Source organism: Deefgea piscis, from assembly GCF_013284055.1.
In the GTDB taxonomy this organism is placed as follows: domain Bacteria; phylum Pseudomonadota; class Gammaproteobacteria; order Burkholderiales; family Chitinibacteraceae; genus Deefgea; species Deefgea piscis.
Genome location: NZ_CP054143.1, coordinates 781,072 through 798,708, shown reverse-complemented (window position 1 = coordinate 798,708; position 17,637 = coordinate 781,072). Strand labels below are relative to the sequence as shown.

The window sequence follows — 17,637 nt, the reverse complement described above, 5'->3', positions numbered from 1 at the left end:
CTATTGTTTGATTAATTTAAACTTTTGCAGCAAAAAATCATGTGTCTGCGACACTTTTGCATCGATATCCTGCAGTGTTCCATCATTGCGCAGAACTTCATCGGCATATTGGTTTCGCTGCTCACGGCTCATTTGAGTGGCCATGATTTGTCTGATTTCAGTTTCAGATAAGTGACTTCTAGATTTAACGCGTTCAATCTGTAAATGTTCTTCACAATCGATGGCAATAGAATAGTCAATCAGGCGAAGAAATAATTGAGTTTCAAATAATAAAGGAACCGCCAGGATGCAATATGCTTGTTCGGGTGGCTCATTTTTAATTAACTCTGCGGCCATTTTATAAATGAGAGGATGGAGTATTTTTTCTAAGGTTTGTTTGCCGCTCGGGTTGGAAAAAATATGTTGCCGCATCCAAGTCCGATTAAGTGCACCATCAGCTTGTATCGCAGATTTTCCAAATTCCGCCACAATAGCAGGCATCGCTGCTGAAGAGGCTTGCGTTAGCTGATGGGCAAGTTGGTCAGTATCAATGACGGTTATGCCTAAGCGTACAAATGCATGGCAGAAGCTACTTTTGCCACTGCCAATACCGCCTGTTATGCCAACAACGTGCACTTATGCCATTCCATACAACATGAGCGATAGATCTTTGCCCCAAATTAAAGCCAGTAAGCCGGCAACGCCGAGATAAGGTCCAAATGGCATGGGCTTATTCCATCCTCGGTTTTGACCTAAAACCATCACAATGCCGGTTGCTGCTCCAGCAAACGAAGATAATAGAATAATCATTGGGATCATGCTCCAGCCAAACCAAGCACCCAGCGCGGCAAGTAATTTAAAATCGCCGTAGCCCATACCCTCTTTGCCGGTGATTAACTTAAATGCCCAGTATACGAGCCAAAGAGACATATACCCTGCGATTGCGCCATATACCGCACTTTCTAGTGAGGTAAAGACATTAAAGCTATTGAAAATTAATCCAATCCAAATCAATGGCAATGTCAAACTATCGGGCAGTAGGTAAGTATCGGCATCAATCATGATTAATGTGATTAAAAACCATGCCAGAATTAGAGCGCCAATCAGCGGAGCGCTATAGCCAAAGTGCCAAGCCAGCCCGCCTGATATCAAAGCAGTCATTAATTCTACGAGTGGGTAGCGTGCACTGATTTTGTTTTTGCAATGAGCACATTGCCCACGTAGCAGTAGCCAACTCAGAATTGGAATGTTCTCGAGTGCAGTTATTTGATGCCCACATTGAGGACAAGCTGAACGCGGAACGACTAAATTATATTTAGCTGCGGGTGTTGGTGTGGGTTCGTCGAGAAGTACAGCACATTCTTGTTTAAACTCTCTTTCCATCATCAGCGGTAGGCGATGAATGACGACATTTAAAAAACTACCGACTAATAAACCTAATACAGCAATAGCAAAAATAAACATAGAAATTTCAATTGAAGAATTCATAAAATTAACCAACAGCCGCACCCATTTTGAAAATAGGCAGATACATTGCCACCACTAAGCCACCGATCAAAGTACCGAGCACCACCATAATGATCGGCTCCATTAAGCTGGATAATGCTTCAACAGCATTGTCGACTTCTTCCTCGTAATAATCTGCGACTTTGCTGAGCATGGCATCGAGCGAGCCTGATTCTTCGCCAATCGAGGTCATTTGCATCACCATATTGGGAAACACATTCGCATTTTGCATTGCAACCGTCAAACTAGTGCCGGTGCTCACTTCAGACTGAATTTTTTTCGTTGCAATTTTGTAGATATAGTTGCCTGCTGCTCCGCCAACGGATTCAAGAGATTCAACCAGTGGTACCCCAGCGGCAAACATGGTGGCTAGGGTTCGAGTCCAGCGGGCAATGGTGGCATTTTTGACGATTTCGCCAAAAATTGGCAGCTTAAGAATCAATCGATCCATAAAAATTTGCATCGCTTCTGAACGGCGCCAAGCGTTCATAAATAGCCAGAAGCCACCAAAGATACCGCCAAAGATGAGGAACCAGTACGAAACAAAAAAATCAGACATTGCCATTACCATCAATGTCGGGGCTGGTAAGTCGGCACCAAAACTTGAGAATAAATCTTTAAATGCTGGAATAACAAAAATCATAATGACTGCGGTAATCACAAATGCTGCAACAATCACAGCGGTAGGATAAAACATCGCTGATTTGATTTTTTTCTTAACGCCAAGGATTTTTTCTTTGTAAGTCGCAAGTCGAGCGAGTAATGCATCCAAAATACCAGCCTGCTCACCGGCTTGCACTAAATTGCAATACAGTGCATCAAATTGCAGCGGATGCTTACGAAACGCTTGTGTGAGTGAAGAGCCCGTCTCGATATCTGTTTTGATATCAAGTAATAACTTGGTGACTGAAGGGTTTCCATGGCCTTTGGCGACGATATCAAACGCGGTGAGTAGTGGAACGCCAGATTTGAGCATGGTCGCCAATTGCCGCGTAAACATCGCAATATCAAGTTCAGTGATTTTCCGGCCCGCAGGAACACGAACTTTTTTAACCGAAGCAATATTGATGCCTTGGCGACGTAAAGTGGTTTTGACAACGGCTTCGCCGCTGGCACGCATTTCACCGCTAACTGCCTTGCCGGTGCGATCTTTGCCTTTCCAGTGATAATTAAATTCTTTGACCGCTATTGTTTTTTTTTGGACTGCCATGCGGGCCCCCTTGTTATTCGTTGGTAACGGCCATAATTTCTTCTAAAGAAGTGAGACCTTGTTTTACTTTTCTTAAGCCCGCTTCACGTAAAGAGAGAACCCCTTCACGGCGTGCTTGGTCGGCAATATCAATGGCATTGCCGTTGGTCATAATAATGCGATTGAGTTCGTCAGTAATGGGCATCACTTGATAAATGCCAACTCGGCCCTTATAGCCGCTGTCTTTGCATATTTCACAGCCATTAGGGCCGTAACTATGCCATGTTCCATCAAGATCACTTTGATCAAAACCAGCATTAAGTAGGGCCTCGGTGGGTATATCAACTGGCTGCTTGCAGCTACACAGTCGACGCGCCAAACGTTGCGCGGTAATCAAGATTACCGAAGAGGCGATGTTAAAGGGTTGAATACCCATATTTAACATCCGCGTTAACGTGGTTGGTGCATCATTGGTATGCAGAGTAGAAAAAACCATATGCCCAGTTTGGGCGGCTTTAATCGCAATATCCGCAGTCTCTAAATCACGAATCTCACCGACCATGATGATGTCAGGATCTTGCCGCAAGAAGGCTTTCAGTGCGGCAGAAAATGTTAAACCGGCTTTATCATTCACGTTAACTTGGTTAATGCCAGGCAAGTTAATCTCGCAAGGATCTTCCGCTGTAGAAATATTGATATCCGGCTTGTTGAGTAAATTTAAACAGGTATACAGCGATACGGTTTTACCTGAGCCAGTTGGGCCGGTTACCAAGACCATGCCATAGGGGCGATGAATGGCCTCGAGAATGGTCGCTTTTTGATCTGGGTCGTAGCCAAGAGCATCAATGCCTAGCGTCGCTGACGATGGATCTAAAATCCGCATAACGATTTTTTCGCCATGCATGGTGGGCAAAGTTGAAACCCGGAAATCAATGGCGCGGCTTTTGGATAAAACGAGTTTCATCCGACCATCTTGTGGGACGCGTTTTTCTGAAATATCGAGTTTGGAAATGACTTTGATACGGGAGGAAATTTTCTCTTTAATCGCCAGTGGCGGCGTCGCAACTTCACGCAAAACGCCATCGACACGATAACGAACGCGGAAAAATTTTTCGTAAGGTTCAAAGTGGATATCCGATGCGCCTTGGTTAATGGCATCCATCAAGATTTTTTGTAGGTACTTAACAACAGGCGCGTCATCGATTTCAAGATTGGCCGCGGTATCTTGAACTGGCGCATCGTCGCCGCCAGCCATTTCCAAATCGGCCTCATCAATCACCATATCTTTGAGGTTGGCACCACTGGCCTCTAGCAGTTTATTAAGTAAAACCGCGAGCTTGGGGTCTTCGACAATGATGGGTTCGACTTGGGCATTGGTTTGAAAACGTACGTTTTCCACTGCCGCCATATTGGTAATATCAGAGATACCAACAAATAATTTAGTGCCCCGCTTGTAGAGCGGAACAAGACGCTGCGCCTGCATGGCCTTGCTATCGAGTACGCCTTGTGGAATGTAGCTAGGATCAATCCGATCAAGATCGAGAAGGGGGTAACCGAAGGTCTTTGATGAAAAATCGGCAATATCTCGCGCCGACATTTTTTTGCTTTGAATTAACTGCTCGATGAACGAGGTTTTATTTGTGGCTGCGGTTGTCTGCAGCATTTCGGCATCAGCTTCGATTAAACGGCCGTGCTGCACCAAAAGCCGTGCGAGCCCAGAAATAAGGGGGGCAGTCATAAGCGCTGAGTTTCTCCAAAGCCGTTAGTCATTTTGTAATTAGAGATTCGCTGGAAATCTTGTTTTTTCTTCAAATCACAACTCTAGTCTAGCAGATGTCTATAGATTGACGACGTGCTGATGTTCGCATTGCCTTGAATGGGGTGTCTAATCTCAAGTTTTGTTGTGTTTTAGTTGCGGATATTTCATTGCTGAGTCAGCAAAGAGTCGGTGTATATTCTTTACGCCGAAAGCTAAGTTGTCATCTCGCAAGAGGGGCGCCATCTTTAACTTGGGGTATATATGCTTAGCCCTGTTGAATAAAGACTTCCAAGACTATACGTGTGCCAATATAGCCAAGAAATAATAAGATAAAGCCAGCCAAGGCCCAGTTGGCGGCGAAACGTCCACGCCAGCCATATAATACTCGGCCGACTAACAGCGCACCAAAAATGCCCCAAGACATAAAAGCAAAAATAGTTTTATGTGAGAGTGTCAGCAATAAACCACTATTTTGTGCCGAAAAATAAACACCCGTAATGAGGGCCGCGCTCAATAAAATAAATCCTAGTGTGACGCAGCTAAATAGTAATTGTTCTAGCGTCAGTAAGGGCGGCAAGGTGCGCACTAGTATTTTTCTATTGTTGCCATGCAGATTGCGGTCGGAAAAACGCATTAGAATGGCGATGGCTGCTGCGTTGACGATCAAACCTTGAGCCAGCATCGACAGTAAAAAATGGCTACGAGATAGTGTACTTTGTGCATAAGTAATCAAATGCCCAGCCGGAAGTAGCATCGATAGCAGGATAAAGCAGCTGATAAATGCAAATAACGGCGGTTCTAGGCCATCGAGTTGCCAATATTGCCGACCGACAATATAAATCAGCAGGCTCAGCCAAGCGGTAAGCGATAAAGATTCGGCGGCGCCAAAATGTAATTGCTGGTTGCTAATAAATGGCAGCAAGATCACCGTGCCGTGGATGCAAAGTCCCGTTAGCAATAAGATTGTTTCAGGAAAATGGCGTGCAGCCGCTTGCCCTGTCAGCCGGATTTGGCAAAAATGCCAGCCGAGGATCAGGTAAATAGTAAAGGTCAATAGGGTAAGCAGGGTGAGCACGTCAAATCAGGGTAAAATAGTTAATTGTTTAGTCTAACAGAGTCGGTGCCGAATCGGCATCAACCGCATTAAAGGTGTAACGCATGTTTGAGAATCTGTCCGGCCGCTTGGGTGGTGTAGTTAAAACGCTGCGCGGTAACGCCCGCTTGACTGAAGACAATATGAAGGATGCGCTGCGCGAAGTTCGCATGGCGCTGCTCGAAGCCGACGTGGCGCTGCCGGCGGTGAAGCAATTTATCGCTGACGTCAAAGTTCGTGCAGAAGGCCAAGAGGTTGTTGGTAGCTTAACGCCAGGGCAGGCCTTGATTGGTGTTGTTTACGAAGAACTGACCAAATTAATGGGCGCACAAAATGATGCGCTTAATTTGGCTGCAGTACCTCCTGCCGTTATTTTGATGGCCGGTTTGCAAGGTGCCGGTAAAACGACGACATCGGGTAAGTTAGCCAAGTTACTCAAAGAAACACAGAAGAAGAAAGTCTTGTTGGTGTCGACTGACGTCTATCGACCTGCGGCGATTGAGCAGCTTAAAACGCTGGCTGGTCAATTAGCAGTAGATTGGTTCCCTTCTGATGTAAGTCAAAAGCCGGTAGATATCGCCTTGGCGGCGATTGATCATGCGAAACGTCATTTTTATGATGTATTAATCGTCGATACGGCGGGGCGTTTAGCGATTGACGAAGCGATGATGGCTGAAATCAAAGCCCTGCATGCGGCGGTGAATCCGGTTGAAACACTGTTTGTCGTTGACGCAATGCAAGGTCAAGATGCGGTGAATGTTGCGCAAGCTTTTAATCAAACCTTGCCATTGACCGGTATTGTTCTGACCAAAATGGACGGCGATTCGCGCGGTGGTGCTGCACTTTCAGTACGGCACGTGACAGGCAAGCCAATTAAATTCTTAGGTACCGGAGAGAAACTCACCGGCCTTGAGCCATTCCACCCAGATCGGATGGCCAGCCGCGTGCTCGGTATGGGGGATGTGCTCTCACTGATTGAAGACGTTAAAAATTCAGTCGATGAGGCCGAAGCACTCAAAATGATGAAAAAGGTCAAATCCGGTAAAGGATTTGATCTGGAAGACTTTAAAACCCAAATTCAGCAAATGAAAAAAATGGGTGGAATGTCGGCCTTGATGGATAAATTGCCAGGCAATATGGCGGCGATGGCCGATAGCCAAGTGAACGATAAATCAGTGGCACGAATTGAAGGGATTATTAATTCGATGACGCCGCTTGAGCGTCGTAAGCCTGAGCTATTAAAAGCCAGTCGTAAACGCCGAATTGCCGCCGGATCTGGCGTAACCGTACAGGAAGTGAATCGTTTGCTTAAGCAGTTCGAGCAAACACAAAAAATGATGAAGCAGTTCTCCGGCGGCGGCATGATGAAAATGATGCGTGGCTTAAAAGGGATGATGCCTGGTATGTAAATTTATGGGTATCTAGTTGTAGCCCTTGCTTTATTGAGGCTTCGGTTTGATACCCATCCGGTAGTTGTTTTAAAGCCGCGGTGCTACAGCAATTCACTATTGCCGTTTAGAACATAATCTCTGCTCGACCTTGCGGTGAACGCCGATTTCTGGCAGAATCGCCGCCTTTCTGCTAATTACCAATATTGGGTTTTATTATGGTCGTGATTCGTCTAGCTCGTGGTGGCGCAAAAGATCGCCCGTTCTACAACATCGTTGTGACTGATTCGCGCAACCGCCGCGATGGTCGTTTCATCGAGCGCGTAGGTTTCTACAATCCTCAAGCTCGCGGTGCTGAAGAAGCCGTTCGTTTGACTCAAGATCGTCTAACTTACTGGTTAGGTGTTGGCGCTCAGCCTTCAGATACTGTTGCTCGTTTGATCAAAAACGCAGCTAAGTAATCAGTGTCAAACAATCTTAAGGCCTCGCACTCTGCTACTGAGATACCCAATGATTTGGTATCGATGGGCTATGTGAACGGGGCTTTTGGCATTCAAGGCTGGATTAGCCTCGTCGCGGATACCGAACATGCTGATAGTTTGCTGGACTACAAAGTCTGGTGGCTAGGGCGAAACGGTGTTTTCCGTGCTTATAAAGTCGTTGATTCGCATGTGCAACCTAAGAAATTAGGCGCCAAGCTTGAAGGCGTAAATGACCGTGATGCGGCATTTGCACTCAAAGGCTGCGAAATTTCGATTCCGCGTAGCAGCATGCCTGCCGCCGGAGAAGGTGAATACTATTGGGCTGATTTAATTGGCTTGGCAGTATTCAATGAGCAAGGCGAGCGCTTGGGCGTCATTGAGAAGCTGTTTGAAACTGGCGCAAACGATGTCATCGTTGTAAAAGATGAAACAACAGAACGCCTTGTGCCTTTTGTTGGACACGTTGTGCTGGATGTCAATCTTGAGACGCGTGTGATGCGCGTGGACTGGGGTTTGGATTATTAATCCTCATCCCATGGCACGGTGCTTAGGTTTGCATGCAATTTGATGTTGTTACTTTATTTCCGGAAATGTTTGATGCCATCAGTGCGCATGGGGTAACTCGGCGCGCGGTAGAATTAAATTTAATCGGATTAACAACATGGAATCCGCGTGACTACACGACGGATAATTACCATCGCGTTGATGATCGCCCCTTCGGCGGTGGTCCTGGCATGGTGATGTTTGCTGCACCTTTGGATGAAGCGTTGACTGCTGCAAAGCAACGTCAGCGTGAATTAGGTGTCGTGCCGCATACGGTTTATTTGTCACCGCAAGGTGCACCGCTAACGCATAAAAAGGCCGAAGCTTTGGCGCAAATGCCGGGTTTAGTTTTGTTATGTGGGCGTTATGAAGGCGTTGATGAGCGAGTGATTCAATCGCAAGTCGACGAAGAAATTTCGGTTGGTGATTATGTATTATCGGGTGGTGAATTGCCCGCGATGATCTTAATCGACGCCGTATCACGCCTGATACCGGGGGTATTAAATACCGCGGCCAGTGCGGTGGAAGATTCATTTGTGGATGGGTTGCTGGATTGTCCGCATTACACCCGTCCCGAAAATTATCGCGATATGATCGTTCCTGATGTCTTGATGTCAGGCAATCATGCCGCAATAAGGCGCTGGCGCCTAAAGCAGTCTTTGGGGCGTACTTGGTTACGCCGCCCAGATTTGTTGCAAGGTCGTCAGTTAACTAAAGAGGAAGCTCGTCTTCTGGCTGAATTCAAAACTGAATATTCAGCAAGCTCAATGGATTAAACCATTGCGTGGAAGGTACGGTTTCACATACGGAGTAGTATCCAATGAATTTGTTACAACAACTTGAGCAAGAAGAAATTGCTCGTTTGAACAAAGTAATCCCTGATTTTGCACCTGGCGATACCGTTATCGTTAGCGTAAAAGTGAAAGAGGGTACTCGTGAACGTCTACAGGCTTACGAAGGCATTGTTATTGCTAAACGTAACCGTGGTCTGAACAGCGCCTTTATCGTGCGTAAGATTTCTTCTGGTATGGGCGTTGAACGTACATTCCAAACTTACTCTCCACTCGTAGCTTCAGTTGAAGTTAAGCGCCGTGGTGATGTTCGTCGCGCTAAATTGTATTACCTCCGTGATCGTTCAGGTAAATCTGCACGTATTAAGGAAAAATTGCCAGCACGTAAAGTGGTTGCTGCTAAGGCTTAATTGCTTTTTCAGAACGACGCAAGTGCCAGCTACCCTGCGTAGCGCAGAAAAAAACCCGCTAGTGCGGGTTTTTTTTTGTTTGAGCTTAACCCTCGGTTGCTAATGGTAATAGCGCTTGCTTGGCTGCTTGGATCACTGCTTGACTGAGCCGCTCTAGTTTGGGGGATTGCACTTGCCAGCAATGCCAATACAGCATGATATCGGTAGGCTGGCTTGGCGCCAGATCAATCAGCTGACGCTGGCCCGTAGCTGGCTGGTATTGTATTTCGGGCACCATGCCATAGCCCAAACCCAATTCAATGGCTTGTAAAAATGCTTCGCTCGATGGCACGAAATGACAATTAAGATGGGTGCTAGGTAGTCCGAGCGTTCGCAATAAGAAGTTACTTTGCAGCGCATCTTTACGATTAAAAACCATCAATGGCGCGCGGCGCGCGGCTTCACGTTGCAAGCCTTGTGGAAAATACCGGCTGGCAAAGTCAGGGTGCGCCAATAAGCGATAACGCATAATGCCGAGAGCTTGAGCACGGCAGCCTCGTAATGCTTCCGATTCGCTAGAAATCCCCACTAAGGCATGTCCACTCTCTAGCTGGGTATAAGTATGGTCTTGGTCGTCCAAGCTAATATCGAGTAATAGTTGCTCATCTTGCAAAAACTGGCTCAAAGCGGGTAATAACCAAGTGGCGAGGGTATCGTGGTTGACCACCATCGGTACCGGCAAAAAATGCTGCTGTTCATGCTCAAGTTCAGCTAAAAACTCATGCTCTAAAAACTGGCTGCGCCGTAGGTATTGCAGCAAACGCTGACCGGCGCGTGTTGCGCGGCAAGGGCGGGTGCGAATTAAGAGTGGTGTGCCAAGCTGGCTTTCTAGCGCGCTGACTCGCTGGGAAACAGCTGATGGTGTGAGGTGTAGCGATTTGGCGGCTTGTTCAAAGCTACCGCTATCGATCACTGCCAATAGCGCCTCGCCTTTATGGGTATCGAGCATTGCAGTCCATTTATTAAGAAATTTTAATGATTACTTAGAAATAATAAATCATATTTAATTAATTGTATTCTCGCATGACAATGGAAACCTCATTGAAGAGGTGTTCTATGGTGTTTGATCTGGTGGTATTTACTAAGGCCTTGGGTTTATGTGCCGCGCTGATTATGGCGATTGGAGCACAAAATGCCTATGTACTGAAAATGGGAATTCAAAAACAGCATTTATTGCTGACCTTGGCGGTGTGTATCACCCTGGATGGCTTACTCATTACTGCGGGCGTGCTGGGGATGGGTGTTTTGGTGCAATCATCGCCCATCTTGATGTCGATTGCTCGCTGGGGCGGCGCCGCTTTTTTGTTGTGCTATGGCTTGCGCAGTTGGGCGGCGATGTTACGCCGCAATACTTTACAGGTTGAGGTCCAGCCCGAGGCCGTGAGCGCTCTGCGTGCTTTATTGACGATTATGGCGATTTCTCTACTTAATCCACACGTGTATCTTGATACCGTTGTGCTATTGGGTTCAATTGGCGGTAGTTATCCGCTGCCAATGCAGCCGAGTTTTATTTTAGGTGCTGCTACTGCGTCGCTGTTGTGGTTTTCGGTATTGGGTTTTGCGGCACAAGCATTGTCCAGATATTTGTCGCGCCCTATTGCTTGGCAATGGATTGATGGCATTACCGGCGGCACGATGTTGTTTTTAGCTGGCAGCTTAGTTATGAGTTAAAGGTATTTTGTTTTTCTTGACAATTAAATGACGCTATCTGATTGTTTTGTTGGCTATATTGAATGATACGTAAGGATTTCACTCAATAGGTACCTATAGGATGCGTCATCCGTTTGCCTTTTTGCCTGCTTACTTGCCGAGTTGCCTATTTGGATTGCTGTATTTTGTGGTGGCCAAATACAGTTTGCATCTGGCATTTGCCGCGACGAGTGTTTCACCTATTTGGCCACCAGCAGGTATTGCTGTCGCGGGCATCATCCTCATCGGCTATCGCTCAATACCCTTCCTTGTTATCGCGGCATTCGCCGCCAATCTCGCCAATCTGTGGGCGCAAAATTTACCGATCAATTCACAAAGCATTTTAGTCTGCGCCGCGATTGGGGTAGGCAACACGCTGGAAGCTTTAGTGGGGGCGATTCTGATTGAACGCTGGATTGGGCATGCTCAATTATTAGCGCGATTTCAAAATGTGTTTCGTTTGGTCTTGATTGCATTGCTAGCCGCACTCTGTAGCGCCCTGATCGGTTGTTTGAGCTTAATCTGGGGTGGCGTGCTACCTGCCGCAGCTTGGATGAATGTGTTCAGTACATGGTGGATGGGCGATGTTTGTGGGATTTTGGTCATGACGCCCTTGATTTTATGCTGCTGGTCAGCAGCGTTAGAGCGAAAACCATTCCCCAAACTCAGTATGATTATTGCGTTTTTTGCTACTTTGGCGCTGTTATTAGCCATTGTTTTTGCGCCTTTTTTTGCACAAAGCTCCCCTTTATTGCTGCTTTTATTATTGCCACCAATCGCTTGGGCGGCTTGGCATGATCAGGGGCGAGGCGTTACTAGCTGTGTATTTGTGGTGGTTTCTGTGGCCATTTGGGCCACTTTACAAGGGCGTGGGCCGTTTGCCGCACAGGATTTAAATAGTGCGCTGATTTCATTGGATAGCTTTGTCGCAGTTTGGTGTGTCATTGGATTGGCCTTAGCGGCAGATTTGAATGAGCGCCAACAACTCGCACTGAGCCATCGCGTTGAAGCTAAAGATTTAATGCCTTGGTTGGTGTTGTTGATTGGCATTGCTTTGACCATTACCGCTTGGGATCAGGCGCAAAAAAGTCGGCGAGAACAAAATCAATTGCAATTTAATCGTCAAGCACATGAATTGGCCGAGCGGATCAATGAAAGAATTAAAATCTATGAGCACATTTTGCTCAGTGTGAATGGCTTGTTTGCCATTAAAGATATTACTAGCCCCGAAGAGTGGCATCAGTATATCGAGCACCTATTTATACAACAGCGCCTACCGGGCGTGCAGGGAATTAGCTATGCCGCATATCTACGTGGCGCGGCGCAAAAATCGCAGTTTGAAAAAACGCAGCAAAAAATCAGACCAAACTTCCAAATTCAACCGGCAGGAGAACGAGAAATCTACACTCCAGTCACCTATCTGGAACCCGGTAATTGGCGAAACCAACGTGCAATCGGTTTTGATTTGTACTCTGAAACGGTAAGACGTCGTGCTATTGAGTTGGCTCGGGATACCGGCCAGCCGACGCTCACTGGCAAAATTAAGTTGCGACAAGAAACGCAGCAAGATCAACAAAACGGCAGCATCTTAATGGTGCCGCTATTTCAGCGAGCGATGCCGACGAGTACCGTGGCGCAACGGCAAGCTGCTTTTCGTGGCGTGATTGCCAGCCCATTTCGGATGAAAGATTGGACCTTGGCCACCCTAGGACAAGGATTACAACAGTTCAATATCCAGTTGTTTGATGGCGTTAGCACGAACCCTAAGGCGTTGATGTTCGCAAATCAGACAATACCGGCTTTGGGCGATTCAGATTTACGCCAGCAGGTATTTACATTGAATTTACCTAATCACCAATGGACATTACAACTAGCGCCGAGTAAGGCGTTTGTTGCTGCTGTTGGCTATCAAAATGAAAGAAATATTTTGATGGGTGGTTTGCTGGTGAGTGTTTTATTGTTTGCATTATTGCGCACATTATTGCTGAGTAATCATAAAGCGATGCGCTTAGCAAAAACAATGGCCGCTTCGTTGCGAGAATCTGAGGCCAAATTTAGTTCATTGGTCGATACCGCAGGTGAGGCCATTATTGTTACTGACGCCTCCGGGCGAATTTTGTCATTTAACGCCAGTGCCGAAAAATTATTTGCCTATGGTAAAGAAGAAATACTCGGTGAGAATTTATTAATACTGATTTCGCCAGCAGACCGAGCAATTTATCAAGCAATGTTTGCTGCCAATGCTAGGGTGGGCAGTGAAATTGGGTTTGCACATCAAGCAGAATTATTGGCATTACATCGGCAGGGGGATGAATTTCCCATTGTGTGTTCGCTATCGGCTTGGGAATTTAATGGCGCAGTGTATTTTGGCGCCATTATTATGGATTTAACGGCACGAAAACAAATCGAAAATGAATTATCAGAAGCACTACATGTCGCCGAATTAGCCAATCAAGCGAAGAGTGCATTTTTGGCCAATATGAGCCATGAAATTAGAACGCCACTGAATGCTATTTTAGGTTTCTCATCGCTATTGGCCGATACCGAATTAAATCGTCAGCAACATGAATTTTTGGCTGCGATTCATTCCGGCGGTGATTTATTGCTGTGCCAAATTAATGATTTACTCGATTTTTCAAAAATTGAAGCCGGTAAATTAGAAATTGAGCAGATCGACTTTGACGTTCGCTGCACTTTAGAAGATTCATTTGATTTGGTTTCGGCGAAAGCCGCAGAAAAAAATCTAGCGATGGCATGCTTGATTGATCCTTCTACGCCCTGGCGATTGCGCGGTGACCCGGCGCGCATTCGACAAATTATGCTTAATTTGCTGAATAACGCCATTAAATTTACCGCGCAAGGTGAAGTGCTCGCCAGAGTTCATGCCGAGCAAGTTAATGAGCGGCAATATCGGCTCTATATTGCGATCTCAGATACTGGTGTGGGTATTGCGCCGGAAGTGCAGCTTAAATTATTTCAGCCCTTTACTCAGGCCGACTCATCCACGACGCGACAATTCGGTGGTACCGGCTTGGGATTGTCTATTTGTAAGCGCTTATGCGAGATTATGGGCGGTCAGATTGAGGTAAAGAGCCAGCTTGGTGCGGGGGCTATTTTCTCATTTAATCTGTTACTCGATGTGGCCGAACGTGATGGTGGCCAACCAAGCTTGGCCCCCATCATTCAGGGGCGACGGGTTTTGCTGTTGGAGCATGTTGCGATTAATCGCGAGTTGCTCAGTTTGCAATTGCAAAGTATGGGTTTAGTCGTTGAGGTGTTTGCCGATGAAGCTGCCGTACTCGCTCGGGTTGCCACTCAGTCCGATTTTATCGTCGCCATTTTGGATAACTTAGACTTGGGGCGCGCCATTCGACAGTTGGATAGCAGCCTACCGCTGGTACTATTAACCGCAGTAAGCCAGCAAGGGCAAGCGGCCTTGGCGAAAGAAATCGGGTTTGCCGCATTTTTAAGTAAACCGATTCGTACTGCGCAATTACATGCGTGTTTAAACGAAGTGCTCAATTTGCAGCAAAGGCCCGAGGATGAAAGGGCATTGGTTACGGTGCATCATATTGCTGAGATGCAGCATAAAACTTATGTTTTGCTCGCAGAGGACAATCAAATTAATCAAAAAATTGCGGTATTGATGCTGGAGAAAATCGGTTGCCGGGTTGACGTGGTCGCCGATGGTCGTGAGGCACTCAATGCCGTCCAACAAAATAATTACGACTTACTGTTTATGGATTGCCAAATGCCAGAAATGGACGGTTTTGCTGCGACCGAGGCGATTCGCGCACTCGATAATGAAAAGCGAAGTATTCCAATTGTCGCGCTGACCGCTAATGCGTTTGCTGAAGATGTCCGCCATTGCTACGCAGTGGGGATGAATGATTTTCTCTCGAAACCAGTCAAGATCGAAGATTTGAAAAAAATAGTCGAAAAATGGGGCATGAAACCATCGCCAGCCTAAATAGGCTGGCAAGGATGTCGTACGCTGCCAATCGCGATACGGCAGTCGCCATTGAAATGATTTTTTAAAATAGCAGTCATTCAACGTCAATCTTGCGCATCAACCAGCGCTTTAATTTTGCTGGCTTTTTCAAAATGATCGAGCTGATGCGTTTGAATCCAGCACGTGGCGGCCTCCATCAATAAGGCGGGATGCGTGTTTTTATTGGCGAAAAAAGCATAAAAAGATAAGCCCACATTGCCGCCTTTTGCCGCGATTTTTTGCTCACAAACTTGGCGTATTTTTTGTTTAAGAATTGGGCTCATTGCGGCAACCATAAGGGATTATTTATGGGTATCGGCCTGTATTTAAATAGAAATATAAGCTACAGGCCAATACATCAATAGTTTATTTCTGGCGCAATCATTTCTGCATAATCATACAGCGCAGCTAAAATCGTCTCGCCGCGCTCGTCGGCATCTTCAGAAAGGCGATCAATTTCTTCGCTATACGCTTCTAGCGTCCGCGCGCCTGCCGCGCCATCAAATAATTTGTCACTACGCCATTTATCCCAGCGCTGTATTTCTTGCTCATTTAAGCTGGTTGGGTAGTTTCGGGCGCGATAGCGGAAGAACAACTCTTCGAGCTGCCTGTCGTCAAAGTGCGCTTGCTCTAGCGCGAGTTTTTCTGGCGAGAGGGTGCGAATGCGATTCAGAGTGCGGCGATCGGTCGGAGAAACAAAGCCGCCGTATAAATTGGCATCGACATCGATGGTTTCACCTTGGTTATTCCGCTTAAAAACATCGCGCCAAATGGTGTTTAAATCGGGGCTATTGGCCAACTTAGCGGCATGCGTTTGAATGGCGTCCAGATTAACGCCCCAAAGGGCCGCTTGCTCGGCGCTCAGCGTTTTTAAATTGCTGACCACAATCGGCGATTTATTGGCATGAATGGTCTTGATGGGCAGTCGTGTAACGCCCTCGGCTAAATCGGCTTGTTTGCTAAACATTCGCTCGCGCATCGTTGCCGCATCTAGCGTAAATAGCTCGCTAGGATCAAAGGCTAAATCCCAAACGATGATTTCATTTTTATTGCTTGGATGTGTCGCCAGCGGCCAAACGATAGCCAAATTGCCGCGATCAACGCCATACATGCCGGAGATATGAATAAAAGGCTTTGGATTGGCCAGATTGATTTCGTCAAAGACGCGATCTTTTTTGCGTAAAGCGAGGCAAAAATCAAACAGCCGGGGTTGTTTTTCGCGAATCAGCCGAGCTAAAGCAATCGTCGCTCTGACGTCTGATAAGGCGTCATGCGCCGCCTCATGCGCCAGATGGTTGGCTTGGCTTAGGTGCTCAAGCTTAAAGCTGACTTTTCCTTCGTCATTCACTGGCCATTCAATCCCGGCAGGGCGCAGTGCATAGCAGGCGCGAACTACATCAAGTAAATCCCAGCGCGAGCAATCGTTCTGCCATTCGCGGGCATAGGGATCCATTAAATTGCGCCAAAATAGATAACGCGTCACTTCATCATCAAATCGAATGGTGTTGTAACCCACGCCAATCGTGCCGGGTTGAGCCAACTCGCGTTCAATTAAATTGGCAAATTGATTTTCGGGGACGCCTTTTTCCAAGCAAGTTTGCGGGGTAATGCCTGTGAGTAGGCAAGCAAAAGGATCGGGCAAAAAATCATTGGCGGGTTGGCAATAGATCATCAACGGCTCGCCGATTTCATTGAGCTCGCTATCGGTACGAATCCCGGCAAATTGGCTGGGTCGATCCAAGCGCGGCGTTGCGCCAAAGGTTTCGTAATCGTGCCAGAAAAAAGTGCTATCCATTGCGCTACCGTCAGTTGATTAAACCTTGTCATCATAACGGGATTACGCCATTTTGGGCGTGGCAAAATTAAAAGCGAACCGAGTAGCGCCAGCTTTTTAATACCCAACGCGCCAAAGCATCGTCATTCAGCGCCGCCAGTTCACTGCGATTTTGCTCGGGCATAAAGCGCTTAATTTCATCAAGACACCAATCGCGTTGCTCAGTACTCATCGCGCCTAAAAGATGCTTGCCGCTAGCAAAATGGCGAATCGCAATTTCGGCATCCGAACAATCGCAGGGCGCACAGCTTTTTTTGGCGTGGCAAGTGAGATTTAAATGTGCAAAAGCAGATTTCATGCGTTCAGTGTGCGAGTAGTCGGTTAAAAAAACTGCGATTTAAATCAAGAGAATGAAAAAAGACGCGTTTTAAAATCAAGTTGTCGCTTAAAACGTTTCGCTAGTACGCATTTTTTACTGACTAGGGTGGGGGAATCGCGCAGAGTGGCGTCGGTGAGGGGGGATTAAATTACTGGAATTGATGAAATATTTTCTCAGTAAGGGAAAAATAAATTGGATGGGCTGAGTTTAAATGGCCGAACTGACAAATTGAAAAACAAAAACTTGAATGATGAGTCGGATTTTTTTGATGAGTTAGCAAAAAGATTGCTAACGAGAGGCTGGACAGACTTGATGCCGTGCTACATGTAGATAAAGAAAATATTAAATTTATCGATGTAATGGAGAAATAAGATTTTTGCTGCGGAAATGAACAAGGCCCCAACTTGCGTTGAGGCCTTGATTTTTGTGGGGTGGCTGATGGGGCTCGAACCCACGACAACAGGAATCACAATCCTGGACTCTACCAACTGAGCTACAGCCACCACAAAACTTTAATAATCTGCGAATTCTCGGCATGCTTGGCGCACCCGACAGGAATCGAACCTGTAACCTACGACTTAGAAGGTCGTTGCTCTATCCGGTTGAGCTACGGGAGCTCCGTATT

Annotated in this window: 16 protein-coding genes and 2 tRNA genes; 7 read left to right on the top strand and 11 right to left on the bottom strand. The window is 46.6% G+C overall.

Features of this window, described 5'->3' with window-relative positions:
- The 5 genes from coaE to HQN60_RS03800 form a co-directional block, all read right to left on the bottom strand.
- The gene (gene coaE, locus HQN60_RS03820; protein WP_173532423.1) at positions 1-615 is read right to left on the bottom strand and encodes a dephospho-CoA kinase; all 615 of its coding nucleotides are present in this window, start codon (positions 613-615) and stop codon (positions 1-3) included.
- On the bottom strand, positions 616-1,479 hold the full coding sequence (locus HQN60_RS03815) for a prepilin peptidase (protein ID WP_308419425.1): 864 nt from the start codon (positions 1,477-1,479) through the stop codon (positions 616-618).
- Entirely contained in the window at positions 1,472-2,695 is a 1,224-nt protein-coding gene (locus HQN60_RS03810; protein ID WP_173532422.1) for a type II secretion system F family protein, read from the bottom strand. The genes HQN60_RS03815 and HQN60_RS03810 overlap by 8 nt, the downstream gene beginning before the upstream one ends.
- 13 nt (positions 2,696-2,708) lie before the next feature.
- The gene (gene pilB, locus HQN60_RS03805) at positions 2,709-4,412 is read right to left on the bottom strand and encodes a type IV-A pilus assembly ATPase PilB (RefSeq protein WP_173532421.1); all 1,704 of its coding nucleotides are present in this window, start codon (positions 4,410-4,412) and stop codon (positions 2,709-2,711) included.
- A gap of 286 nt (positions 4,413-4,698) precedes the next feature.
- Positions 4,699-5,508 carry a cytochrome C assembly family protein gene (locus HQN60_RS03800; RefSeq protein ID WP_173532420.1) on the bottom strand — a complete coding sequence of 270 codons (810 nt, stop codon included), beginning with the start codon at positions 5,506-5,508 and terminating at the stop codon, positions 4,699-4,701.
- Between the two features lie 83 nt (positions 5,509-5,591).
- Here HQN60_RS03800 and ffh point away from each other — a divergent pair, with 83 nt between their 5' ends.
- The 5 genes from ffh to rplS all read left to right on the top strand — a co-directional run bounded on the left by ffh (position 5,592) and on the right by rplS (position 9,140).
- The gene (ffh, locus tag HQN60_RS03795) at positions 5,592-6,935 is read left to right on the top strand and encodes a signal recognition particle protein (protein WP_173532419.1); all 1,344 of its coding nucleotides are present in this window, start codon (positions 5,592-5,594) and stop codon (positions 6,933-6,935) included.
- Between the two features lie 197 nt (positions 6,936-7,132).
- The gene (rpsP, locus tag HQN60_RS03790; protein WP_173532418.1) at positions 7,133-7,375 is read left to right on the top strand and encodes a 30S ribosomal protein S16; all 243 of its coding nucleotides are present in this window, start codon (positions 7,133-7,135) and stop codon (positions 7,373-7,375) included.
- Positions 7,376-7,378: 3 nt separating this feature from the next.
- Positions 7,379-7,921, top strand: a complete 543-nt coding sequence (gene rimM, locus HQN60_RS03785) for a ribosome maturation factor RimM (protein WP_308419424.1) — start codon at positions 7,379-7,381, stop codon at positions 7,919-7,921.
- Between the two features lie 32 nt (positions 7,922-7,953).
- Complete coding sequence (gene trmD, locus HQN60_RS03780; protein WP_173532417.1) at positions 7,954-8,715, top strand: tRNA (guanosine(37)-N1)-methyltransferase TrmD; 762 nt, start codon at positions 7,954-7,956, stop codon at positions 8,713-8,715.
- A gap of 44 nt (positions 8,716-8,759) precedes the next feature.
- A complete protein-coding gene (rplS, locus tag HQN60_RS03775) occupies positions 8,760-9,140 on the top strand; it encodes a 50S ribosomal protein L19 (protein ID WP_173532416.1) in 381 nt (126 codons plus the stop codon).
- 85 nt (positions 9,141-9,225) lie between these two features.
- On the opposite strand, the gene HQN60_RS03770 is transcribed toward rplS, so the two are convergent.
- The gene (locus tag HQN60_RS03770) at positions 9,226-10,128 is read right to left on the bottom strand and encodes a LysR family transcriptional regulator ArgP (RefSeq protein ID WP_173532415.1); all 903 of its coding nucleotides are present in this window, start codon (positions 10,126-10,128) and stop codon (positions 9,226-9,228) included.
- Between the two features lie 92 nt (positions 10,129-10,220).
- Here HQN60_RS03770 and HQN60_RS03765 point away from each other — a divergent pair, with 92 nt between their 5' ends.
- Positions 10,221-10,850: a LysE/ArgO family amino acid transporter gene (locus HQN60_RS03765; RefSeq protein WP_254456672.1), complete on the top strand. Its 630-nt coding sequence runs from the start codon at positions 10,221-10,223 to the stop codon at positions 10,848-10,850.
- Positions 10,851-10,950: 100 nt separating this feature from the next.
- Positions 10,951-14,838: a CHASE domain-containing protein gene (locus HQN60_RS03760; RefSeq protein ID WP_173532414.1), complete on the top strand. Its 3,888-nt coding sequence runs from the start codon at positions 10,951-10,953 to the stop codon at positions 14,836-14,838.
- An 86-nt stretch (positions 14,839-14,924) separates the two neighbouring features.
- Here the strand turns inward: HQN60_RS03760 and HQN60_RS03755 are convergent, their stop codons facing one another.
- The 5 genes from HQN60_RS03755 to HQN60_RS03735 all read right to left on the bottom strand — a co-directional run bounded on the left by HQN60_RS03755 (position 14,925) and on the right by HQN60_RS03735 (position 17,629).
- Positions 14,925-15,143, bottom strand: coding sequence for a DUF6500 family protein (locus HQN60_RS03755; RefSeq protein WP_173532413.1), 219 nt, complete (start codon positions 15,141-15,143; stop codon positions 14,925-14,927).
- A 74-nt stretch (positions 15,144-15,217) separates the two neighbouring features.
- Positions 15,218-16,654 (bottom strand): exodeoxyribonuclease I, encoded by a 1,437-nt coding sequence (gene sbcB / locus HQN60_RS03750; RefSeq protein WP_173532412.1) that lies wholly within the window; start codon positions 16,652-16,654, stop codon positions 15,218-15,220.
- Positions 16,655-16,721: 67 nt separating this feature from the next.
- On the bottom strand, positions 16,722-16,991 hold the full coding sequence (locus HQN60_RS03745; protein WP_173532411.1) for a hypothetical protein: 270 nt from the start codon (positions 16,989-16,991) through the stop codon (positions 16,722-16,724).
- A 448-nt stretch (positions 16,992-17,439) separates the two neighbouring features.
- Positions 17,440-17,515, bottom strand: a tRNA-His gene (locus HQN60_RS03740).
- 37 nt (positions 17,516-17,552) lie between these two features.
- Positions 17,553-17,629: transfer RNA gene (locus tag HQN60_RS03735), tRNA-Arg, on the bottom strand.
- Between the last annotated feature and the right edge of the window lie 8 nt (positions 17,630-17,637).